21 protein-coding genes and 1 pseudogene are annotated in these 17,974 nt (G+C 60.6%); 19 read left to right on the top strand and 3 right to left on the bottom strand.

Going from position 1 to position 17,974, the window contains the following annotated elements; all coding sequences use genetic code 11:
- The coding region (locus AYR66_RS26945) for an iron-containing alcohol dehydrogenase (protein ID WP_088710615.1) at positions 1–841 on the bottom strand (841 nt) is incomplete at its 3' end.
- Between the two features lie 204 nt (positions 842–1,045).
- On the opposite strand from AYR66_RS26945, the gene AYR66_RS26950 reads away from it, so the two are divergent.
- The 7 genes from AYR66_RS26950 to AYR66_RS26980 all read left to right on the top strand — a co-directional run bounded on the left by AYR66_RS26950 (position 1,046) and on the right by AYR66_RS26980 (position 8,004).
- A complete protein-coding gene (locus AYR66_RS26950) occupies positions 1,046–1,765 on the top strand; it encodes a hypothetical protein (RefSeq protein ID WP_088710616.1) in 720 nt (239 codons plus the stop codon).
- A gap of 120 nt (positions 1,766–1,885) precedes the next feature.
- Positions 1,886–3,811, top strand: coding sequence for a tRNA uridine-5-carboxymethylaminomethyl(34) synthesis enzyme MnmG (mnmG, locus tag AYR66_RS26955; protein WP_088710617.1), 1,926 nt, complete (start codon positions 1,886–1,888; stop codon positions 3,809–3,811).
- A complete protein-coding gene (gene rsmG / locus AYR66_RS26960) occupies positions 3,808–4,461 on the top strand; it encodes a 16S rRNA (guanine(527)-N(7))-methyltransferase RsmG (RefSeq protein ID WP_088710618.1) in 654 nt (217 codons plus the stop codon). The genes mnmG and rsmG overlap by 4 nt, the downstream gene beginning before the upstream one ends.
- A gap of 47 nt (positions 4,462–4,508) precedes the next feature.
- Positions 4,509–5,279: a ParA family protein gene (locus AYR66_RS26965; protein ID WP_088710619.1), complete on the top strand. Its 771-nt coding sequence runs from the start codon at positions 4,509–4,511 to the stop codon at positions 5,277–5,279.
- Positions 5,280–5,287: 8 nt separating this feature from the next.
- Positions 5,288–6,166: a ParB/RepB/Spo0J family partition protein gene (locus AYR66_RS26970; protein WP_088710620.1), complete on the top strand. Its 879-nt coding sequence runs from the start codon at positions 5,288–5,290 to the stop codon at positions 6,164–6,166.
- A gap of 4 nt (positions 6,167–6,170) precedes the next feature.
- Complete coding sequence (locus AYR66_RS26975; protein ID WP_088710621.1) at positions 6,171–7,406, top strand: DUF3095 domain-containing protein; 1,236 nt, start codon at positions 6,171–6,173, stop codon at positions 7,404–7,406.
- Positions 7,407–7,458: 52 nt separating this feature from the next.
- A complete protein-coding gene (locus AYR66_RS26980; protein ID WP_088710622.1) occupies positions 7,459–8,004 on the top strand; it encodes an RBBP9/YdeN family alpha/beta hydrolase in 546 nt (181 codons plus the stop codon).
- A 2-nt stretch (positions 8,005–8,006) separates the two neighbouring features.
- Here AYR66_RS26980 and AYR66_RS26985 read toward each other — a convergent pair whose 3' ends face one another.
- Positions 8,007–8,486, bottom strand: a complete 480-nt coding sequence (locus AYR66_RS26985) for an acyl-CoA thioesterase (protein WP_088710623.1) — start codon at positions 8,484–8,486, stop codon at positions 8,007–8,009.
- Between the two features lie 413 nt (positions 8,487–8,899).
- Between AYR66_RS26985 and AYR66_RS26990 the strand changes: the two genes are divergently transcribed.
- The 12 genes from AYR66_RS26990 (at position 8,900) to AYR66_RS27045 (ending at position 17,719) form a co-directional block, all read left to right on the top strand.
- On the top strand, positions 8,900–9,238 hold the full coding sequence (locus tag AYR66_RS26990) for an ATP synthase subunit I (RefSeq protein ID WP_088710624.1): 339 nt from the start codon (positions 8,900–8,902) through the stop codon (positions 9,236–9,238).
- 1 nt (position 9,239) lies between these two features.
- Entirely contained in the window at positions 9,240–10,049 is an 810-nt protein-coding gene (atpB, locus tag AYR66_RS26995) for a F0F1 ATP synthase subunit A (RefSeq protein WP_088710625.1), read from the top strand.
- Between the two features lie 79 nt (positions 10,050–10,128).
- Positions 10,129–10,374 (top strand): F0F1 ATP synthase subunit C, encoded by a 246-nt coding sequence (gene atpE, locus AYR66_RS27000; protein WP_088710626.1) that lies wholly within the window; start codon positions 10,129–10,131, stop codon positions 10,372–10,374.
- A 75-nt stretch (positions 10,375–10,449) separates the two neighbouring features.
- Positions 10,450–10,920: a F0F1 ATP synthase subunit B gene (locus tag AYR66_RS27005; protein WP_088710627.1), complete on the top strand. Its 471-nt coding sequence runs from the start codon at positions 10,450–10,452 to the stop codon at positions 10,918–10,920.
- Positions 10,921–10,922: 2 nt separating this feature from the next.
- Entirely contained in the window at positions 10,923–11,456 is a 534-nt protein-coding gene (locus AYR66_RS27010) for a F0F1 ATP synthase subunit delta (RefSeq protein ID WP_088710628.1), read from the top strand.
- 54 nt (positions 11,457–11,510) lie between these two features.
- The gene (atpA, locus tag AYR66_RS27015) at positions 11,511–13,046 is read left to right on the top strand and encodes a F0F1 ATP synthase subunit alpha (protein ID WP_088710629.1); all 1,536 of its coding nucleotides are present in this window, start codon (positions 11,511–11,513) and stop codon (positions 13,044–13,046) included.
- 27 nt (positions 13,047–13,073) lie between these two features.
- On the top strand, positions 13,074–13,943 hold the full coding sequence (gene atpG / locus AYR66_RS27020; protein WP_088710630.1) for a F0F1 ATP synthase subunit gamma: 870 nt from the start codon (positions 13,074–13,076) through the stop codon (positions 13,941–13,943).
- A gap of 32 nt (positions 13,944–13,975) precedes the next feature.
- On the top strand, positions 13,976–15,373 hold the full coding sequence (gene atpD / locus AYR66_RS27025) for a F0F1 ATP synthase subunit beta (RefSeq protein ID WP_088710631.1): 1,398 nt from the start codon (positions 13,976–13,978) through the stop codon (positions 15,371–15,373).
- A gap of 115 nt (positions 15,374–15,488) precedes the next feature.
- Positions 15,489–15,911: a F0F1 ATP synthase subunit epsilon gene (locus AYR66_RS27030; protein WP_088710632.1), complete on the top strand. Its 423-nt coding sequence runs from the start codon at positions 15,489–15,491 to the stop codon at positions 15,909–15,911.
- A gap of 66 nt (positions 15,912–15,977) precedes the next feature.
- Positions 15,978–16,409: a CoA-binding protein gene (locus AYR66_RS27035; RefSeq protein ID WP_088710633.1), complete on the top strand. Its 432-nt coding sequence runs from the start codon at positions 15,978–15,980 to the stop codon at positions 16,407–16,409.
- A 6-nt stretch (positions 16,410–16,415) separates the two neighbouring features.
- The gene (locus AYR66_RS27040; protein WP_088710634.1) at positions 16,416–17,168 is read left to right on the top strand and encodes an SGNH/GDSL hydrolase family protein; all 753 of its coding nucleotides are present in this window, start codon (positions 16,416–16,418) and stop codon (positions 17,166–17,168) included.
- A 56-nt stretch (positions 17,169–17,224) separates the two neighbouring features.
- Positions 17,225–17,719, top strand: coding sequence for a hypothetical protein (locus tag AYR66_RS27045; RefSeq protein WP_170942396.1), 495 nt, complete (start codon positions 17,225–17,227; stop codon positions 17,717–17,719).
- On the opposite strand, the pseudogene AYR66_RS29150 reads toward AYR66_RS27045, so the two are convergent.
- Positions 17,708–17,974, bottom strand: a pseudogene (locus AYR66_RS29150) (MocR-like pyridoxine biosynthesis transcription factor PdxR); the annotation flags it as partial. The gene AYR66_RS27045 and the pseudogene AYR66_RS29150 sit on opposite strands and share 12 nt — an antisense overlap.

Genomic DNA, 17,974 nt, shown 5'->3' on the forward strand with positions numbered 1-17,974 from the left:
AAATGCCGCCGATCGGATAGGCGAGGGCATGTACGGCCGCGCACGGCGCATTGGCAAAGGACTGGCCGCCGAGCATTGCACCGAGCAGCATGGCCTGGCGCGCGGCGAGATTCTTCCCGTCTTCGCAGGCGGTGATGATGTTGTCCGACAGCAATGCGAGCGCCTGGCGCGCCAGCATATCCGACAGCGGGTTTTTCTTCAGTTTGGTGGTATAGGCCTCGATCGCGTGCACCATGGCATCAATGCCGGTTGCAGCGGTCACCTTCGGGGGCAGCCCGATGGTCAGCTCGGCATCAAGGATAGCCAGGTCGGCGTAGAGCTGCGGGGAAACCACGCCCATCTTGGTCGTTGCGCCGGTAGTGACAATGGAAATCGGGGTAACTTCGGAGCCGGTACCGGCCGTGGTCGGAATCTGCACCAGCGGCACACGGCTGCCTTTCACATTGCCGATGCCATACATGGATTTGAGATCCTGCTCGCTGTCGACCAGCACTGCGATCAGCTTCGCGACATCCATCGAACTGCCGCCACCCAGGCCGATGACGAGGTCAATCTCGTTCTTGCGGGCGTCGGCTACTGCTTGCAAAACGACGGTTTCCGGCGGATCAGCCACCACGTCGGAGAAAATGCTAACGGACAATCCGGCTTCTTTCAGGCTGGCAATCGGGGCATCAACCAGGCCAGTTTTCAGAAAACCGCCATCGGTGACAACGAGGGCGCGGCGTGCTTTTGGGAAATGCTGCTGGACAAGGGCGCCAATCCGTTTAACGGCACCGATCTCCGACACGATATGGGGGACAGTGCTGAAGGTGAATGCGCCAAGGGCTGTTGTTGTCGTCATCTCTTCTCCTATGGTGGAGCTTCTATTGTAGCAAGCGCACCTGACAGGGAAGGTAAAGCCTCCTTACAATTTCCACTCTTCTTATTGTGGTTTTGGTATAGCGCCTTGTCGGTTGGGCGAGTAGGATGAATTATGATGGTGGGGGGAAACATTTGGTCGACTTTGCCATCCAAGTGTTTCACGTGAAACATAGCCACTGACGCCATGACTGATTCCGCCACTATATTCCAGCGCACCCATACCGGCCGCGAAGAAATTCACAACAAGAGCCACGGCCTCACGCAAAGTGAGCGTCTGGTGCTGATCATGGTGGATGGGGTGTCGACCTATCAAGGCATCCGCAGCAAGTTATCCGCACTCACGGACGATCGCTTCAATCGTGCGCTCCAGAAGCTGGTAGCGAACGAACTCATCGTCGAAGTATTCATGCCGCTGGACGATCAGACGCCGGACGAACTGGAGCGTACCGTCATTGATCGCTTCCTTCGGCAGGACCCTATGGATCCGGTCACAGTGATGCTGCAGGATCCGGAAGATGAATTGGACTTGCTGAAACAGGCTCGCCATGCCATTGCCCAATGGGAGCCGTCAATCGAGACGGTGCCGCCCAAGCGGGAGGCCATGGAAGACTTTCCCATGCTGGTCGACACTGCCGCGCCGCCCGCGCCGGCTTTTCGGAAGGAGTCCGCCTTGGCGGCGGAAGACGTTCAGGCTGCCGACGATCTCATGGAAGAATTGCGGGCGAAGAGGGCGCAGCGACCATTGCCGCCGCCACCGCAACCAATCGTCGTCCCACCCAAGTCTCAGATGCAGGAAGAAGAGCCGCAAGTCTCCGGGTTTGGTGCAGTCCATTGGGGTTACTGGCTGATCGTTGCCGGGCTTGCCTTTATCCTCGGATTTTTCATCGCACGCCTCGTGCCTTGATTTGTTCCACGTGAAACAAACGTGGGTATCGGAAGTAGGGCGGGTTAAAAACACTTTATAATCTCGCCTCCGGCGCACGTTCCGCCGGCCACTTCCTTACCCGTCTCCCCGGGGCGACCTATGCTTTTTCCTACTGAATTCGACGTCATCGTTGTCGGCGGCGGCCACGCCGGTACCGAGGCGGCCCTCGCTTCTGCCCGCATGGGGCAGAAGACGCTGCTGCTCACCCATAACATCGAGACCCTTGGTCAAATGTCCTGCAACCCCTCGATCGGCGGTATCGGCAAGGGACACCTGGTCAAGGAAGTGGACGCGATGGGCGGTGCAATGGCAATCGCCACCGACGAAGGCGGCATCCAGTTCCGCATCCTGAATTCCTCGAAAGGCCCGGCCGTCCGCGCCACGCGCGCTCAAGCCGACCGTATCCTGTACAAGGCCGCGATCCGCCGCCGCCTGGAAAACCAGCCGAACCTCTGGCTGTTCCAGCAAGCCGTGGACGACCTGATGGTGGAGGGCGACCGTGTGGTTGGCGCCGTGACCCAGGTCGGTATCCGCTTCCGCAGCCGCGCGGTTGTCCTGACCGCCGGCACCTTCCTTGACGGGAAGATCCACGTCGGCCTCAACAATTACCCGGCCGGCCGTGCAGGCGATCCGCCGGCGATTTCGCTGTCATCCCGCCTGAAGGAACTGAAGCTGCCGCAAGGCCGCCTGAAGACCGGTACGCCGCCGCGCATCGATGGCCGCAGCATCGATTTCTCGGTGATGGAAGAACAGCCGGGCGACCTCGACCCGATCCCGGTCTTTTCGGTGATGGGCTCGGCGTCAATGCATCCGAAGCAGCTACCGTGCTGGATCACGCACACCAACGAGCGTACCCACGACATCATCCGTGGCGGCCTTGACCGTAGCCCGATGTACACCGGCGTGATCGAAGGCGTCGGCCCGCGCTACTGCCCGTCGATCGAAGACAAGATCCACCGCTTCGCCGACAAGAATTCGCACCAGATCTTCCTGGAGCCGGAAGGCCTGACTACCAACGAGTTCTATCCCAACGGGATCTCAACCAGCCTGCCGTTCGACGTGCAACTCGAACTCGTGCACTCAATGCGCGGCCTGGAGAATGCGCACATCCTGCGCCCCGGCTATGCGATCGAGTATGACTACTTCGACCCGCGCGGCCTGAAGTCTTCGCTGGAAACCAAGGCGATCCAGGGCCTGTTCTTTGCCGGTCAGATCAACGGCACCACAGGCTACGAAGAAGCCGCCGCCCAAGGTATGCTTGCTGGCATTAACGCGGCCTTGCTCACGCAGGGCAGGGAAGCATGGACGCCACGCCGCGACGAAGCCTATCTAGGCGTACTGGTAGATGACCTGATTACCAAGGGGGTGCAGGAACCCTATCGCATGTTCACCAGCCGCGCCGAATACCGCCTCAGCCTGCGCGAAGACAACGCCGATATGCGCCTGACTGAAATCGGCCGCGAACTCGGCTGTGTCGGCGACGCGCAATGGGAAGTTTTCGAGCGCAAGCGCGAAGCCGTCGCGCGCGAACTGGAACGCCTGAAATCAACCTGGGTCAACCCCCGCATCCTGCCGCCAGCCGAGGCCGAACGTGTCCTAGGTAAAGGCATTGAGCGGGAGTATGCGCTCACTGATCTTCTGCGCCGCCCCAATGTTAGCTACGAATCCCTGATGACACTGAAAGGCGTCGAAGGCCAGGAGCTCGCCGGCCCGGGAGTAACGGACAGCGCGGTTGCGGAACAGGTCGAAATTTCGGTGAAATACGCCGGCTACATCGACCGCCAGGCGCGCGAAGTCGAGCGCCACGACCATTACGAAAACCTGAAGTTGCCCGCCGAAATCGACTACATGGAAGTGCGCGGTCTCTCGGTCGAAGTTCGCCAGAAGCTCAACAAGCACCGTCCCGAAACCCTGGGCCAGGCGTCCCGCATTTCCGGCGTTACCCCGGCCGCGATCTCGCTATTGCTGGTGCACCTGAAGAAGGGCGGTTTCAAGGACTTCGCCAACGTCACGGCGGCCGCATGACTGCATTTGCCCGCGAAGAACTGATACGCACGCTTGCCAACGGCGCGCGCGACCTGCATCTCGGCCTGGACGACGTCCAGCTCGGCAAGCTGATGGATTACCTCGCGCTGCTGTCGAAATGGAACGCCGTCTATAACCTCACCGCACTGCGCGACCCGAAGCAGATGGTCACGCACCACCTGCTCGATTCGCTCGCGGTCGTCCCCGCTTTCGCCGGCGCGAAGAACATCCTCGACGTCGGCGCGGGCGGCGGCCTGCCCGGCATCGTGCTCGCGATTGCGCGTCCGGACATGCGCGTGTCGCTGGTCGACACCGTGCACAAGAAGACCGCCTTCCTCACGCAGGTGAAAGCCGAACTCGGCCTTGCCAATGTCACCGTCCACACCAGCCGCGTGGAACAGTTGAAGGTGCCGCACAAGTTTGATGTCATCACTTCGCGCGCCTTCGCCGAACTGAATGACTTCGTCACCTGGTCCGGCCATTTGCTGGAAGAGGGCGGGCACTTCATTGCGCTCAAGGGCGTGATGCCGGATCAAGAAATTGCGCGGCTGCCTGCCGGATGGAAAGTCGGCAGGGTAGAATCCTTGACCGTACCCGGCCTCGACGCCGAGCGCCATCTCGTATTCATCGAAGCGGAAGCACAGGCATGAGCGCACCTGCTGACTTCGCCATCACACTCACGACCAACTAGAACAATATGGCCAAGATCTTCTGCGTCGCCAACCAGAAAGGCGGCGTCGGCAAAACAACAACGGCAGTCAACCTCGCGGCCGGACTCGCAAAAATCGATCAGCGTGTTCTGCTGGTCGACCTCGATCCCCAGGGTAATGCGACGATGGGTGCCGGCATCAACAAGGCCGAACTCGAATCGTCCGTCTACGAGGTGTTGCTCGGCCTGGCCGATGTGAAGACCGCGCGCAAGTCTTCCGAAACCGGCGGCTTCGATGTGCTGCCGGCCAACCGCGAACTCGCCGGCGCCGAAGTCGAAATGGTTGAACTCGACAACCGCGAAAAGCGCCTGAAGGATGCCATCAATGCCGTCGAGAGCGAATACGATTTCGTGCTCATCGACTGTCCGCCCGCGCTCTCGATGCTCACGCTGAACGGCCTGTGCGCCGCGCATGGCGTCATCATCCCGATGCAGTGCGAGTACTACGCGCTCGAAGGCTTGTCCGACCTCGTGAACACCATCAAGAAGGTGCACGGCAAGCTCAACCCCGACCTGCGGATCATCGGCCTCCTGCGCGTGATGTTCGACCCGCGCATGACGCTCTCGCAGCAGGTCTCCGCGCAACTCGAACAGCACTTCGGCGACAAGGTATTCAAGACCATCATTCCGCGCAATGTGCGACTGGCTGAAGCACCGTCCTACGGCATGCCCGGCGTCACTTTCGATCCGTCGTCGAAGGGCGCGCAGGCTTACATTAGCTTCGGCGCCGAGATGGTCGAGCGCATCAAGACTATGTGAGGCACGACATGGCACTGAAAAAATCCAAGGGACTCGGCCGCGGCCTCGACGCACTGCTTGGCGGATCATCCGACATCGAAGAAGCTGTTCCCACCGTCGCAGGTTCACCTTCGACACTGAACGTCACGCAAATGCAGGCTGGCAAATACCAGCCGCGTACGCGCATGGACGAAGGCGCGCTGCAGGAACTCGCCGCATCGATCAAGGCACAGGGCTTGATGCAGCCGATCCTGGTGCGTCCGGTCAACGGCGACGGCCGCTATGAAATCATCGCCGGCGAACGCCGCTTCCGCGCTGCGCAGATCGCCGGCTTGAGCGAAGTGCCGGTACTGGTGAAGGACGTCGACGACCAGGCTGCCGCCGCGATGGCGCTGATCGAAAACATCCAGCGCGAAGACCTCAACCCGCTGGAAGAAGCGCAAGGCATCCATCGCCTCATCAGCGACTTCGACTTCACGCATGAACAGGCCGCCGGTGCCGTCGGCCGCTCGCGCAGTGCGGTGTCCAACCTGCTGCGCCTGCTGAACCTCGCAAAGCCGGTGCAGACCATGCTGATGGCCGGCGACATCGACATGGGCCATGCGCGCGCCTTGCTCGCGGTCGACTCCGCGACGCAGATTACGCTCGCCAACCAGATCGTCGCCAAGCGCATGTCGGTGCGCGAAGCCGAGAAACTGGTGGTCAGGGCCACCACCGAACAGTCCGGTTCAACGACGCGCGCAACAAAGGAAAAGTCGCGCGATATTGCTCGCCTCGAGGAAGAGCTTTCCGATGCGCTTGCCACGCAGGTTGTGATCAAGGTTGGCGCCAAGAACAAGGGACAGCTCATCATCGATTTCGCGGACCTCGACGCGCTCGATGTGCTGATCGCAAAGTTGCGTTCATAAGACGATGCAGCCGGATTCGTGCCCCGAACGAATCTTTGCATCGAGCGTTTCTTCGTCGACTGATAGCCCGCATTTCTACCGCAACATCCCGGCCGTCCCTTCGTTCTCCGAAACGACTGCCGGCCGGCTCCATCGCGACCTGCCGCGTGACTGGTGGATCGCGATCGCCGACGTCGCCGGCTCGACGCTTGCCATCGAGGCCGGCGCCTACAAGGATGTGAACACGGTTGGCGTTGCCTGCATCACGGCCGTATTGAATGTCGAACCGGATATCGATCTCCCGTTTGTCTTTGGTGGCGACGGCGCGACGCTGGCCTTGCCCGCAGGCCTGCGCGATCGTGTATCGGCTGCGCTGCGTGGTGCGCAACAGCTTGCGCGGGAAGCATTCGGCCTGACACTGCGCGTCGGCCTCGTCAGCGTTGCCAGCCTGACGGATGACGGCCACGCCGTACGCGCCGGCAAGGTGCAATTGTCACGGCACGTCACGCAAGCGACGTTTTCGGGCAACGGCTGGGAAGAAGCAGAGCGTCGCGTGAAGACGCCCGATGCCGCGGGCGTCGTGCGTATCGATGAACATAACGGCCCGGTCGAGGCGCGTTTCGACGGATTCGAGTGCCGCTGGAAAGCCTTCCCTAGCGTGAACGGTCACAAACTGTCGCTGCTCGTCACCGCAGTCGCGCCGGATGTCGAGGGCAAGCATGCCATCTACGAGAATGTGCTGGCACGCATCCAGGCAATCTACGGCGACGTCCCCAGCTATCATCCATTGCGTGCCGAGCGCATGCGCCTCGCATTCAGTCCGCGCACCTTGTCGCATGAATGGCGTGTGCGAACCAACGGGCTGGGTACGTGGCAGCGCATCGCCTATTTCGCCGACCTGCTGTTTCGCAGCGCGGCGGGCAGCTGGCTATTCATGCGCGGGCAGGACACGGAGGCGACGCAGTGGACCCGCTATCGCGGTGATCTCGTGGAGAACTCAGATTTCCGCAAGTTCGACGGCATGCTGCGCATGCTGATCGACAGCAGCGCGGACCAGTATGCGCTGCTGCGCGACTATCTCGAAGAGGAATGCCGCGCCGGCCGGCTTGCGTGGGGTGCGAGCAAGTCGAACAAGGCGCTCGTGACCTGCATCGTCCGCTCGTACAACGGCAACCACATGCACTTCGTCGACGGCAGCGACGGCGGCTATGCGCTGGCAGCACGCGATCTCAAGCGGAGACTCGCGCAGGGCTGCCTGTGATGCAAGCGCATCACTTGTACAATTCCTAGCCTTATTCGACTTCACGCCCGCCATGACATCCACCATCCTCATCCACCCCGGCCTGTTCAATTCCGGTGAAGGACATTGGCAAACATTATGGGAAGGCATGCTGCCCGGCGCGCATCGCGTGCAGCAGCGAGACTGGGAAAAACCGGCACGCGAAGAGTGGGTATCCGCGCTCGATAACGCGATCCGGAATGCGCCGGGTGCAGTCCTGCTCGCTGCACACAGCCTCGGTTGTGCCACGACCGCGTGGTGGGCGGAAACGCACGGCGGCGTGCCGCATGCATCAAAAGTGAAGGGCGCCTTGCTCGTCGCGCCGCCCGATGTCGAGCGCAACGACTTTCCCGGTTTCGTTACCGGCTTCGCGCCGATGCCCCGGCGTCCGCTGCCATTCAAAGCGATTGTCGTTGCATCGAACGATGACCCGTGGTGCGCCCTCGCCAAAGCAAAGGCATGGGCGCAGGCGTGGGGGGCGCACTTCCACGAGCTTGGTGCGCGCGGCCACATCAATGCCGAGAGCGGTCTTGGCGACTGGCCGCAAGGGCGGGACTGGCTGCACAGCCTGGCGGACTGAAATCATCCGGGCGCGAGATCATCCTCCTGCGCCTTGCGCATTTCGGCCACCTTCATCGCATGTTTTTGCAGACGCAGGTCTTCCTCGGTGACGGGCTCCCAGGAAGGCACCTGTACCGTGTCACCGCCGGCATCTACCGCGACGAACACGATCAGGCAGCGTGTGGTCGTCTTGCGCGTGCCCGTGCGCGGATCGGTAGCCGCCACTTCGATCGCGATGTGGATGCTCGAACTCCCCGTATGCACGACGGTCGCCGTCACCTCGACGACCTGGCCGATGAAGATGGGTTTGTAGAAGCGGATACCGCCCACGAAAACCGTGACGCAGTAATGTCCGCTCCAGCCGACCGCGCAGGCATAGCCCGCCTGGTCGATCCACTTCATGACGGCGCCGCCATGGACTTTTCCGCCGAAATTGACGTCGGTTGGCTCCGCCAGGAAGCGAAGGGTGATGGAGCGGGGGGCGGGCCGGTGGGAATCCATGGTCGTGTCCTAATAGGGAAAATGAGTGCCTGGACAGCTTAACAATAAGCATGCCATGTTGCAGCTTTCAGCCACCTTTCAATAAGCGCTTGATTTGAAAGGAAAAGGGAATAATCCTATTTGCCGGCGCACCAAATGAGGGCGAGTGATTCGCAAAACCCATCCAGCCTCTGTCCGGATTTCCGCCTACAGCCTGCGTAAGACGCCATACTCCGCATTCGCACTTAGGCCAATACCGTAGTTTTACGGTAGTAGGGTTAAGGGATTTCCCTTTGCCAAAGGTTTGACGGTCCCTGTGGAAAACACTTATAATCCCGGGGTTTCTCAAGACGCACCACGAAGAAATACCGCGGCCCGTAGCCGGAGCTTCCAGGAGCCGGAAGCCCCACGGATTGCACCAAAGCGGATCACCAATGCTACGCGTCGTTCTCCTGCAGTTTTTGACCACGGTCATTACCGGACTGATTGCCGGCCTGATCGGAGGATGGCACGCGCTGTTGTCTGCACTTCTTGGCGGCTTGTGCTGTGTTGTGCCAAACGGCTTGTTTGCCTTGCGGTTGTTCATCAACGCGCACAAGCCTGGAGCTGTCAACCCGATGACTTTTTTCATCGGTGAATTTATCAAGATTGCGTTGACCGTCGCGCTATTGGGCGCGGTGGTATGGCTGTATCGCGATTTGAACTGGCTGGCGCTGCTCGCCGCCTTCATCGTGGCACTGAAGAGTTACATCATCTTAATATTTAGGCACTGACATGGCATCCACCGGAGCTCCAACCCCATCGGAATACATTGTCCACCATCTCGGACACCTCTCCACCCATCATCAAGAGAAGATCGTCGACTTCTCGATCATCAACATGGACACGATGTTCTGGTCCATCGCGATGGGCGTGGTCGGCTGCTTCTTCATGTGGCTGGCCGCCCGCAAGGCGACCTCCGGCGTCCCGGGCCGCTTCCAGGCTGCCGTTGAAATGGTCGTCGAAATGGTCGAAGACCAGTCCAAGGCAATCGTGCACGGCGACCGCCGCTTCATCGCACCGCTGGCCCTGACCGTCTTCGTCTGGGTCGCGCTGATGAACTCGCTGGACTTCCTGCCGGTCGACCTGTTCGCCGGCGTCTTCCGCATGATGGGCATCGACATCCACCACCGCGTGGTGCCGACCGCAGACCTCAACGGCACCCTCGGCATGGCCCTCGGCGTGCTCGCCGTCGTCATCTACTACAACCTCAAGATCAAGGGCGTCGGCGGCTGGCTGCACGAGTGGATCGCCGCACCGTTCGGTCCGTGGATGGCTCCGTTCAACATCCTCCTGAACGCCATCGAATACGTCGCCCGTACCGTGTCCCTCGGCATGCGACTCTTCGGCAACATGTACGCAGGCGAACTCCTGTTCCTGCTGATCGCGCTGCTCGGCTCGATGGCAACCGCATTCGGCTTTGTCGGCCACGTGATCGCCGGCTCGCTGTGGGCAATCTTCCACATTCTGATCGTGTTCCTGCAGGCCTTCATCTTCATGATGCTGACCCTGGTCTACATCGGCATGGCCCACGAAGCCCACTAAAGAATCCTCAGGATAGTAGTACGTAACGAAGTTTGTTTTTAGTTTTTGTCTTTAACCTTAACCTTTTGAAGGAACTCTCATGACTGACATCTCTTTTGTTGCTTTGGCTTGCGGCTTGATCATCGGCCTGGGTGCTATCGGCGCATGTATCGGTATCGCCATCATGGGCGGCAAGTACCTCGAAGCATCCGCACGTCAGCCTGAACTCATGAACACCCTGCAGACCAAGATGTTCCTGCTGGCTGGTCTGATCGACGCAGCGTTCCTGATCGGTGTTGGTATCGCCATGCTGTTTGCTTTCGCAAACCCGTTCATCGCGAAGTAATCAGCCTATCGCTGAATTTCCATCAGCCGAACCCATCCGAGGTTCGGCTCTCGTTATTCTGAGAAGGAAAACACCGTGAACTTAAATGCAACCTTGTTTGCGCAGTTCGTGGTCTTCTTCATCCTCGCGTGGTTCACGATGAAAATCGTGTGGCCGCCGCTGATGAAGGCGCTCGACGAGCGCGCCGAGAAGATCGCGAGCGGCCTCGCTGCTGCCGACCGTGGCAAGGCAGAGATGGCCGAAGCCGCCAAGCGTGCGCAGGCTGAACTCTCGTCCGCCCGTGACGAAGGCCAGAAGCGCATCATTGACGCGGAAAAGCGCGCCCAATCGATCATCGAAGACGCCAAGAAATCTGCATCCGAAGAAGCTGCACGCATTGTTGCCGCAGCCAAAGCCGACGCAGAACAGCAAGTTACTCGTGCACGCGACGAACTGCGTGCCCAGGTCGCGACTCTCGCGGTCAAGGGCGCTGAGCAGATTCTCAAGCGTGAGGTGAACGCAGCGGCCCACGCCGACCTGCTGAACCAACTCAAGACCGAGCTGTAATCATGGCCGAACTCGCAACGATTGCTCGTCCTTACGCTGAAGCACTGTTCCGTGTAGCCAAGTCCGGCAATCTGGCCGCCTGGTCCGACCTCGTGTCGGAAATGGCGGCCGTTGCTGCTCTTCCCGACGTCAAGTCTTTCGCCAGCAATCCGAAGCTCTCGGATTCGCAGGTTTCCGAAACGTTCTTGTCGCTGTTGAAGTCCAATGTCTCCCCCGAAGCCAAAAACTTCGTCGGGATGCTGGTCGAAAACGGCCGCCTCGCGCTGCTGCCCGAAATCGCCGCGCAGTTCTTCGCCCTGAAGAACGCAGCAGAAGGCGCTGCAGATGCGGAGATCTCGAGCGCGTTCGAGTTGACCGACGCACAAGTGAAAGACCTGGTGGCGACGCTGGAAAAGAAATTCGGCCGCAAGCTGAACCCGACCGTGACGGTGGACACCTCGCTCATCGGTGGCGTACGCGTCACCGTCGGCGACGAAGTGCTCGACACTTCCGTCCGTGCCAAGCTGCAGAAGATGCACGTGGCCCTCGCGTCGTGATCGCGGCCTTGCTGGCGCTAGCGTAAGCAGAGATTAAAAAATTTAGGAGTTAACATGCAACTCAACCCGTCTGAAATCAGCGAACTGATCAAGAGCCGGATTCAAGGCCTTGGCGACACCGCTGAGATTCGCAATCAGGGCACGGTGATTTCCGTGACCGACGGTATCTGCCGCATCCACGGTCTTTCCGACGCGATGCAAGGCGAGATGCTGGAATTCCCGGGCAACACCTTCGGTCTGGCGCTGAACCTCGAGCGCGATTCCGTCGGCGCCGTTATCCTGGGTGAATACGAGCACATTTCCGAAGGCGACACCGTCAAGTGCACCGGCCGCGTGCTGGAAGTGCCGGTTGGTCCGGAACTGGTCGGCCGCGTGGTCAACGCGCTGGGCCAGCCGATCGACGGCAAGGGTCCGGTCAATGCCAAGCTGAGCGACGTGATTGAAAAGGTCGCACCGGGCGTTATCGCACGTCAGTCCGTTGACCAGCCGATGCAAACCGGCCTCAAGGCAATCGACTCCATGGTGCCGATCGGCCGTGGCCAGCGCGAGCTGATCATCGGCGACCGTCAAACCGGTAAGTCGGCCGTCGCGGTTGATACCATCATCAACCAGAAGGGCCAGAACATGACGTGTATCTACGTCGCGATCGGCCAGAAGGCATCGACGGTCAAGAACATCGTCCGCGCGCTCGAACAGCACGGCGCGATGGATTACACCATCGTCGTCGCCGCCAACGCTTCCGAATCCGCCGCGATGCAGTACATCGCCGCCTACTCCGGTTGCGCGATGGGCGAATACTTCCGCGATCGCGGTCAAGACGCACTGATCATTTATGACGACCTGTCCAAGCAGGCAGTCGCCTACCGTCAGGTTTCCCTGCTGCTGCGCCGTCCGCCGGGCCGCGAAGCATACCCGGGCGACGTGTTCTATCTCCACTCCCGTCTGCTCGAGCGTGCAGCACGCGTGAACCCCGACTACGTCGAAGCGTTCACCAAGGGTGAAGTCAAGGGCAAGACCGGCTCGCTGACCGCGCTGCCGATCATCGAAACCCAGGCAGGTGACGTGTCCGCGTTCGTTCCGACCAACGTGATTTCCATTACCGACGGCCAGATCTTCCTCGAGACCTCGCTGTTCAACGCCGGTATCCGTCCCGCGATTAACGCAGGTATCTCGGTGTCCCGCGTCGGTGGCGCAGCACAGACCAAGGTCATCAAGGGCCTGTCCGGCGGTATCCGTACCGACCTGGCGCAGTACCGTGAACTGGCAGCGTTCGCGCAGTTCGCTTCCGACCTCGACGAAGCGACCCGCAAGCAGCTCGACCGCGGCGCACGCGTGACCGAACTGCTGAAGCAGACCCAGTACTCCCCGCTGCCGATCTCGCTGATGGCCGTGTCGCTGTACGCCGTGAACAAGGGCTACTTCGACGACGTCGACGTGAAGAAGGTGCTCGCATTCGAAGCCGGCCTGCACAACTTCATGAAGACCAGCCACGCTGCTCTGCTGAAGAAGATTGAAGACACCAAGCAACTCGACAAGGACGGCGACGCCGAACTTGCTGCTGCGATTGCCGCCTTCAAGAAAACTTTCTGATCACTGGAGCTGAAGGAGTAATTACTCATGGCTGCAGGTAAAGAGATACGCGGCAAGATCAAGAGCGTAGAGAACACGAAGAAGATCACCAAGGCGATGGAAATGGTCGCCGCATCCAAAATGCGCAAGGCGCAGGACCGGATGCGTTCGGCCCGTCCCTACAGTGACAAGATTCGTAATATCGCCGCTAACTTGGCGCAGGCCAATCCGGAGTACACGCATCCTTTCCTGGTCAAGCAGGATGGCGCACAGAGGGTGGGCATCATCGTCGTCACGACCGACAAGGGTCTGTGCGGCGGCATGAACACCAACGTGCTGCGTCAGGTGACCAACAAGGTGCGCGAGCTCGAAGGTCAGGGCAAGAAGGTTGAAGCAGTCGCAATCGGCAACAAGGGTCTCGGTTTCCTGAACCGTATCGGTGCCAAGGTGGTGTCGCAGGCCGTCGGCCTCGGCGACACGCCGCACCTGGACAAGCTGATCGGCCCCGTCAAGGTGCTGCTCGACGCGTACCAGGAAGGCAAGCTCGATACGGTCTACCTGTTCTACACGAAGTTCATCAATACGATGAAGCAGGAACCGATGATGGACCAGTTGCTGCCGTTGTCGGCAGATCGTATGGAAGCGGACAAGAATTCGCACTCGTGGGATTACATCTACGAGCCGGATGCACAGTCCGTGATCGACGAACTGCTGGTGCGATATGTCGAAGCGCTGATTTACCAGGCCGTCGCCGAGAACATGGCGTCGGAACAATCGGCGCGCATGGTGGCGATGAAGGCTGCTTCCGACAATGCAGGTAACGTGATCGGCGAACTGAAGCTTGTGTACAACAAGACTCGCCAGGCTGCGATTACCAAGGAACTGTCCGAGATCGTCGCCGGTGCGGCTGCGGTTTAACTAAAGAATCTACTTATATTGAAGGAACGAAAATGGCTGAAGGCAAAATCGTTCAGTGTATCGGCGCCGTGGTTGACGTGGAGTTTCCGCGCAACGCGATGCCCAAGGTTTACGATGCTCTGAAGATGGAAGGCTCCGCGCTGACCCTCGAAGTGCAGCAGCAGCTCGGTGACGGCATCGTCCGTACCATTGCGCTGGGCTCTTCCGACGGTCTGCGTCGCGGCATGGTCATCAAGAACACCGGCGCACCGATCTCCGTGCCGGTTGGTCCGGCAACGCTGGGCCGCATCATGGACGTGCTGGGTAACCCGATCGACGAGCGCGGTCCGGTCAACGCAACGCAAACCGCCTCGATCCACCGCAAGGCACCGGCATACGACGAGCTGTCCCCGTCGCAGGAACTGCTGGAAACCGGCATCAAGGTGATTGACCTGGTCTGCCCGTTCGCCAAGGGCGGTAAGGTCGGTCTGTTCGGCGGTGCAGGTGTGGGCAAGACCGTGAACATGATGGAACTCATCAACAACATCGCGAAGGCACACTCGGGTCTGTCCGTGTTCGCCGGCGTGGGTGAGCGTACCCGTGAAGGTAACGACTTCTACCACGAAATGGCTGACTCCAAGGTCGTTGACCTGGACAACCTGGCCAATTCGAAAGTGTCGATGGTCTACGGCCAGATGAACGAGCCGCCGGGCAACCGTCTGCGCGTCGCGCTGACCGGTCTGACCATCGCGGAATCCTTCCGTGACGAAGGCCGTGACGTTCTGTTCTTCGTGGACAACATCTACCGTTACACCCTGGCCGGTACCGAAGTGTCCGCGCTGCTGGGCCGTATGCCTTCCGCGGTGGGTTACCAGCCGACGCTGGCCGAAGAAATGGGCCGCCTGCAAGAGCGTATCACCTCGACCAAGACCGGTTCGATCACCTCCATCCAGGCCGTGTACGTCCCTGCGGATGACTTGACCGACCCGTCGCCGGCAACCACGTTTGCGCACTTGGACTCCACCGTCGTTCTGTCGCGCGACATCGCTGCACTGGGTATCTACCCCGCAGTGGATCCGCTCGATTCGACCTCGCGTCAGCTGGACCCGAACGTCGTCGGCGCCGAGCACTACGAGACCGCGCGTTCCGTTCAGGGCACGCTGCAGCGCTACAAGGAACTGCGCGACATTATCGCGATTCTGGGCATGGACGAACTGGCACCGGAAGACAAGCTGGTCGTGGCACGCGCACGTAAGATGCAGCGTTTCCTGTCCCAGCCGTTCCACGTTGCTGAAGTGTTTACCGGCTCCCCGGGCAAGTACGTTTCGCTGAAGGACACGATCAAGGGATTCAAGATGATCGCTTCCGGCGAACTCGATCACCTGCCGGAGCAGGCGTTCTACATGGTCGGCACGATCGAGGAAGCAATCGAAAAGGCCAAGAAGATCTAATCGCGCGCGTCGCAGTGCGGCGCATTCGGGCAGGCACAGCGCAGCGTGTCTCGCCTGAATGTACCGGATTGCGCGCAAACGGTCTGGTCTTCAGACGAACATTAAAGGTTCTAACATGGCACACACTATTCACGTAGACGTCGTCTCCGCCGAAGAGGAAATCTTCGCCGGCGAGGCCGAATTCGTCGCGTTGCCGGGTGAGGCAGGTGAACTGGGTATCTATCCCCAGCACACCCCGCTGATCACGCGCATCAGGCCGGGTGCGGTGCGCATCAAGGTGCCGGGCCAGGCGGACGAGGAATTCGTATTCGTCGCGGGCGGTATCCTCGAAGTGCAACCGAACGGCGTCACCGTGCTGGCCGATACCGCGATCCGCGGTCACGACCTGGACGAGGCGAAGGCGGCTGAAGCGAAGAAGCTGGCTGAAGAAGCACTGGCCAACCGCGAATCGGAAATCGATTACGCCAAGGCACAGGCGGAACTGGCTGCGGCTGTTGCGCAGCTGGCAGCGATCGAAAAGCTGCGCCGCAAGCGCTGATGATGTTGGCGGTACAATGAAAAGGCAGCTTCGGCTGCCTTTTTGTTTTGGAGAATCGGAATTCGCATGGACCAGGAACAGCAAACCATCCAACGCATCCTTACCGAAAGCCGCACCATTGCCGTCGTCGGCCTTTCCAGGCGGGACGATCGGCCCAGCCATGAAGTGGCGCAATACCTGCAGTCCCATGGCTATCGCATCGTGCCGGTGAATCCTTCCTATGCGGGCACGCGTATCCTTGGCGAGCCCTGCTATGCCACGCTGGGGGATGCGGCACGGGCGGTGAAGCAGGAGGGCGGCCGCATTGATGTGGTCGACTGCTTTCGCAAATCGGAGGAAGTCGGTGCAGCTGTCGACGACGCGATTACGATCGGTGCGCGTACGGTGTGGATGCAGCTCGGCGTCATTGATGAGGCCGCGGCCGCGCGTGCGGAGAAGGCGGGGCTCGATGTCGTGATGGACAAGTGCATCAAGATCGAGCACATGCAACTGCGCTGACCGGCGATGCGCCGCTACCTGCCTGAACTCGTTGCATTGCCGCTGCTGCCCTTTCTGGTCGCGCAGGGCAAATACACGCGCCGGGTGACGCCGCGCCTGCCGGAAGCCGGCGGGCCGCTGGAAGGCGTATGCGGTGCAATCCATAAGGGCACGCCACTGACGTTGCTCACGATCGGCGAGTCGCCGGTGGCTGGCGTGGGCGTGGATAACCATAACGAAGCCATTACCGGGCAACTCGCGCAGTCCATGGCCGATGCCTTGCACCGTCCGGTTACATGGCGCGCTTGCGGCAGGAACGGCGTGACCGTGCGCGAGGCGCTCGATACCTTCATCACCACCATTCCGCATGCGCCGGTGGACGTGGTGCTGGTCGCGTTCGGTGTGAACGATACGACGGCATTCCGTGCCGTATCGCAGTGGCGGCGAGACCTGCAAGACGTGCTGGACGAAATCGAGCGGCGCTGCCAGCCGGGTCTGGTGCTGTTGTCCGGCGTGCCGCCGCTGCGTCATTTTCCAGCCCTGCCGCAGCCCTTGCGCTGGGTGATGGGATTGAAGGCTGATGTCTTGGACGCGGCAGCGCGCGAACTTGCCGATGCGCGCGAGGGTGTCCGCTACGTGCCGCTTGCGCTCGATACCGACGACCGCAGCATGATGGCCTCGGACGGCTATCATCCGTCCGCCAAAGGCTGCACGGCATGGGCCGCAACACTAGCCGAGGCTGTTATGAAAAGCCACGGCAGGGATGTGACCGCTCGCTAGCGAAGGGATACCAGCCGCAAATAGGGTAGGATAGGGTGACCACCTGAGAGGTTGCCATGGAATTCCTGCTCGATCCCGACTTCTGGGAAACCGCCAGCTTCATCGTCACCGTGTTCGGCCTGCCGTTCGCGATCTTCCTGTTCCTGTTCGAGCAGCGCAAGGAGCGCGACGCCGAGGACGAGGAGGCGTACCAGATGCTGCAGGACGCCTACAAGGATTTCCTCAAGATCGTCCTCGACAATCCCGACCTGAAGCTGCGCACCACCACCTCGACGCCCAACCTGACCGACGAGCAGCGCGAGCGCATGCTGATCATTTTCGAGATGCTCATCGCGCTGTTCGAGCGCGCCTACATCGTTTCCTACGAGCCCGACATGAAGGGCGTTGCGCTGCGCCGCTGGCATTCCTGGGACGACTACATGCGCGAATGGTGCCAGCGCGAAGATTTCTACTTCCTGCTGCCGCAGTTGTTGCGTGGCGAAGACCCGGACTTCGCGGCCTATATCCGGCGCATCGCCGATGAAGAGCACCTCGGCAAACTAACGTCCTGACGCGCGCTGGCGGACTTCCGCGCTATTGGACAGGTGCGGACGGATGATGTTGGCGAGGCGGTCGAAAGTCGGTGCAATTGCTTCGTTGGGCACGCAGGCGTAACCGAGGAGCAGGCCCTTGCGGGCGGTGCGGGCATCCATGTAGTAGCGCGACAGCGGCCGGGCGATGATGCCCGCCGATTGCGCATGGCGGCTGATGACCGCGTCGTCGCAATTGTCCGGCACGCCCAGCGTCAGGTGCAGGCCGGCATCGCC

This window comes from Noviherbaspirillum denitrificans, assembly GCF_002211445.1.
Lineage (GTDB): Bacteria > Pseudomonadota > Gammaproteobacteria > Burkholderiales > Burkholderiaceae_D > Noviherbaspirillum > Noviherbaspirillum denitrificans.

What these genes read in the sequence shown, in the direction of transcription:
- AYR66_RS26950 (WP_088710616.1), top strand. Translation starts at nt 1,046, where the DNA reads ATGACTGATTCCGCCACTATATTCCAGCGCACCCATACCGGCCGCGAA.
- mnmG (WP_088710617.1), top strand. Translation starts at nt 1,886, where the DNA reads ATGCTTTTTCCTACTGAATTCGACGTCATCGTTGTCGGCGGCGGCCAC.
- rsmG (WP_088710618.1), top strand. Translation starts at nt 3,808, where the DNA reads ATGACTGCATTTGCCCGCGAAGAACTGATACGCACGCTTGCCAACGGC.
- AYR66_RS26965 (WP_088710619.1), top strand. Translation starts at nt 4,509, where the DNA reads ATGGCCAAGATCTTCTGCGTCGCCAACCAGAAAGGCGGCGTCGGCAAA.
- AYR66_RS26970 (WP_088710620.1), top strand. Translation starts at nt 5,288, where the DNA reads ATGGCACTGAAAAAATCCAAGGGACTCGGCCGCGGCCTCGACGCACTG.
- AYR66_RS26975 (WP_088710621.1), top strand. Translation starts at nt 6,171, where the DNA reads ATGCAGCCGGATTCGTGCCCCGAACGAATCTTTGCATCGAGCGTTTCT.
- AYR66_RS26980 (WP_088710622.1), top strand. Translation starts at nt 7,459, where the DNA reads ATGACATCCACCATCCTCATCCACCCCGGCCTGTTCAATTCCGGTGAA.
- AYR66_RS26985 (WP_088710623.1), bottom strand. Translation starts at nt 8,486, where the DNA reads ATGGATTCCCACCGGCCCGCCCCCCGCTCCATCACCCTTCGCTTCCTG.
- AYR66_RS26990 (WP_088710624.1), top strand. Translation starts at nt 8,900, where the DNA reads ATGCTACGCGTCGTTCTCCTGCAGTTTTTGACCACGGTCATTACCGGA.
- atpB (WP_088710625.1), top strand. Translation starts at nt 9,240, where the DNA reads ATGGCATCCACCGGAGCTCCAACCCCATCGGAATACATTGTCCACCAT.
- atpE (WP_088710626.1), top strand. Translation starts at nt 10,129, where the DNA reads ATGACTGACATCTCTTTTGTTGCTTTGGCTTGCGGCTTGATCATCGGC.
- AYR66_RS27010 (WP_088710628.1), top strand. Translation starts at nt 10,923, where the DNA reads ATGGCCGAACTCGCAACGATTGCTCGTCCTTACGCTGAAGCACTGTTC.
- atpA (WP_088710629.1), top strand. Translation starts at nt 11,511, where the DNA reads ATGCAACTCAACCCGTCTGAAATCAGCGAACTGATCAAGAGCCGGATT.
- atpG (WP_088710630.1), top strand. Translation starts at nt 13,074, where the DNA reads ATGGCTGCAGGTAAAGAGATACGCGGCAAGATCAAGAGCGTAGAGAAC.
- atpD (WP_088710631.1), top strand. Translation starts at nt 13,976, where the DNA reads ATGGCTGAAGGCAAAATCGTTCAGTGTATCGGCGCCGTGGTTGACGTG.
- AYR66_RS27030 (WP_088710632.1), top strand. Translation starts at nt 15,489, where the DNA reads ATGGCACACACTATTCACGTAGACGTCGTCTCCGCCGAAGAGGAAATC.
- AYR66_RS27035 (WP_088710633.1), top strand. Translation starts at nt 15,978, where the DNA reads ATGGACCAGGAACAGCAAACCATCCAACGCATCCTTACCGAAAGCCGC.
- AYR66_RS27040 (WP_088710634.1), top strand. Translation starts at nt 16,416, where the DNA reads ATGCGCCGCTACCTGCCTGAACTCGTTGCATTGCCGCTGCTGCCCTTT.
- AYR66_RS27045 (WP_170942396.1), top strand. Translation starts at nt 17,225, where the DNA reads ATGGAATTCCTGCTCGATCCCGACTTCTGGGAAACCGCCAGCTTCATC.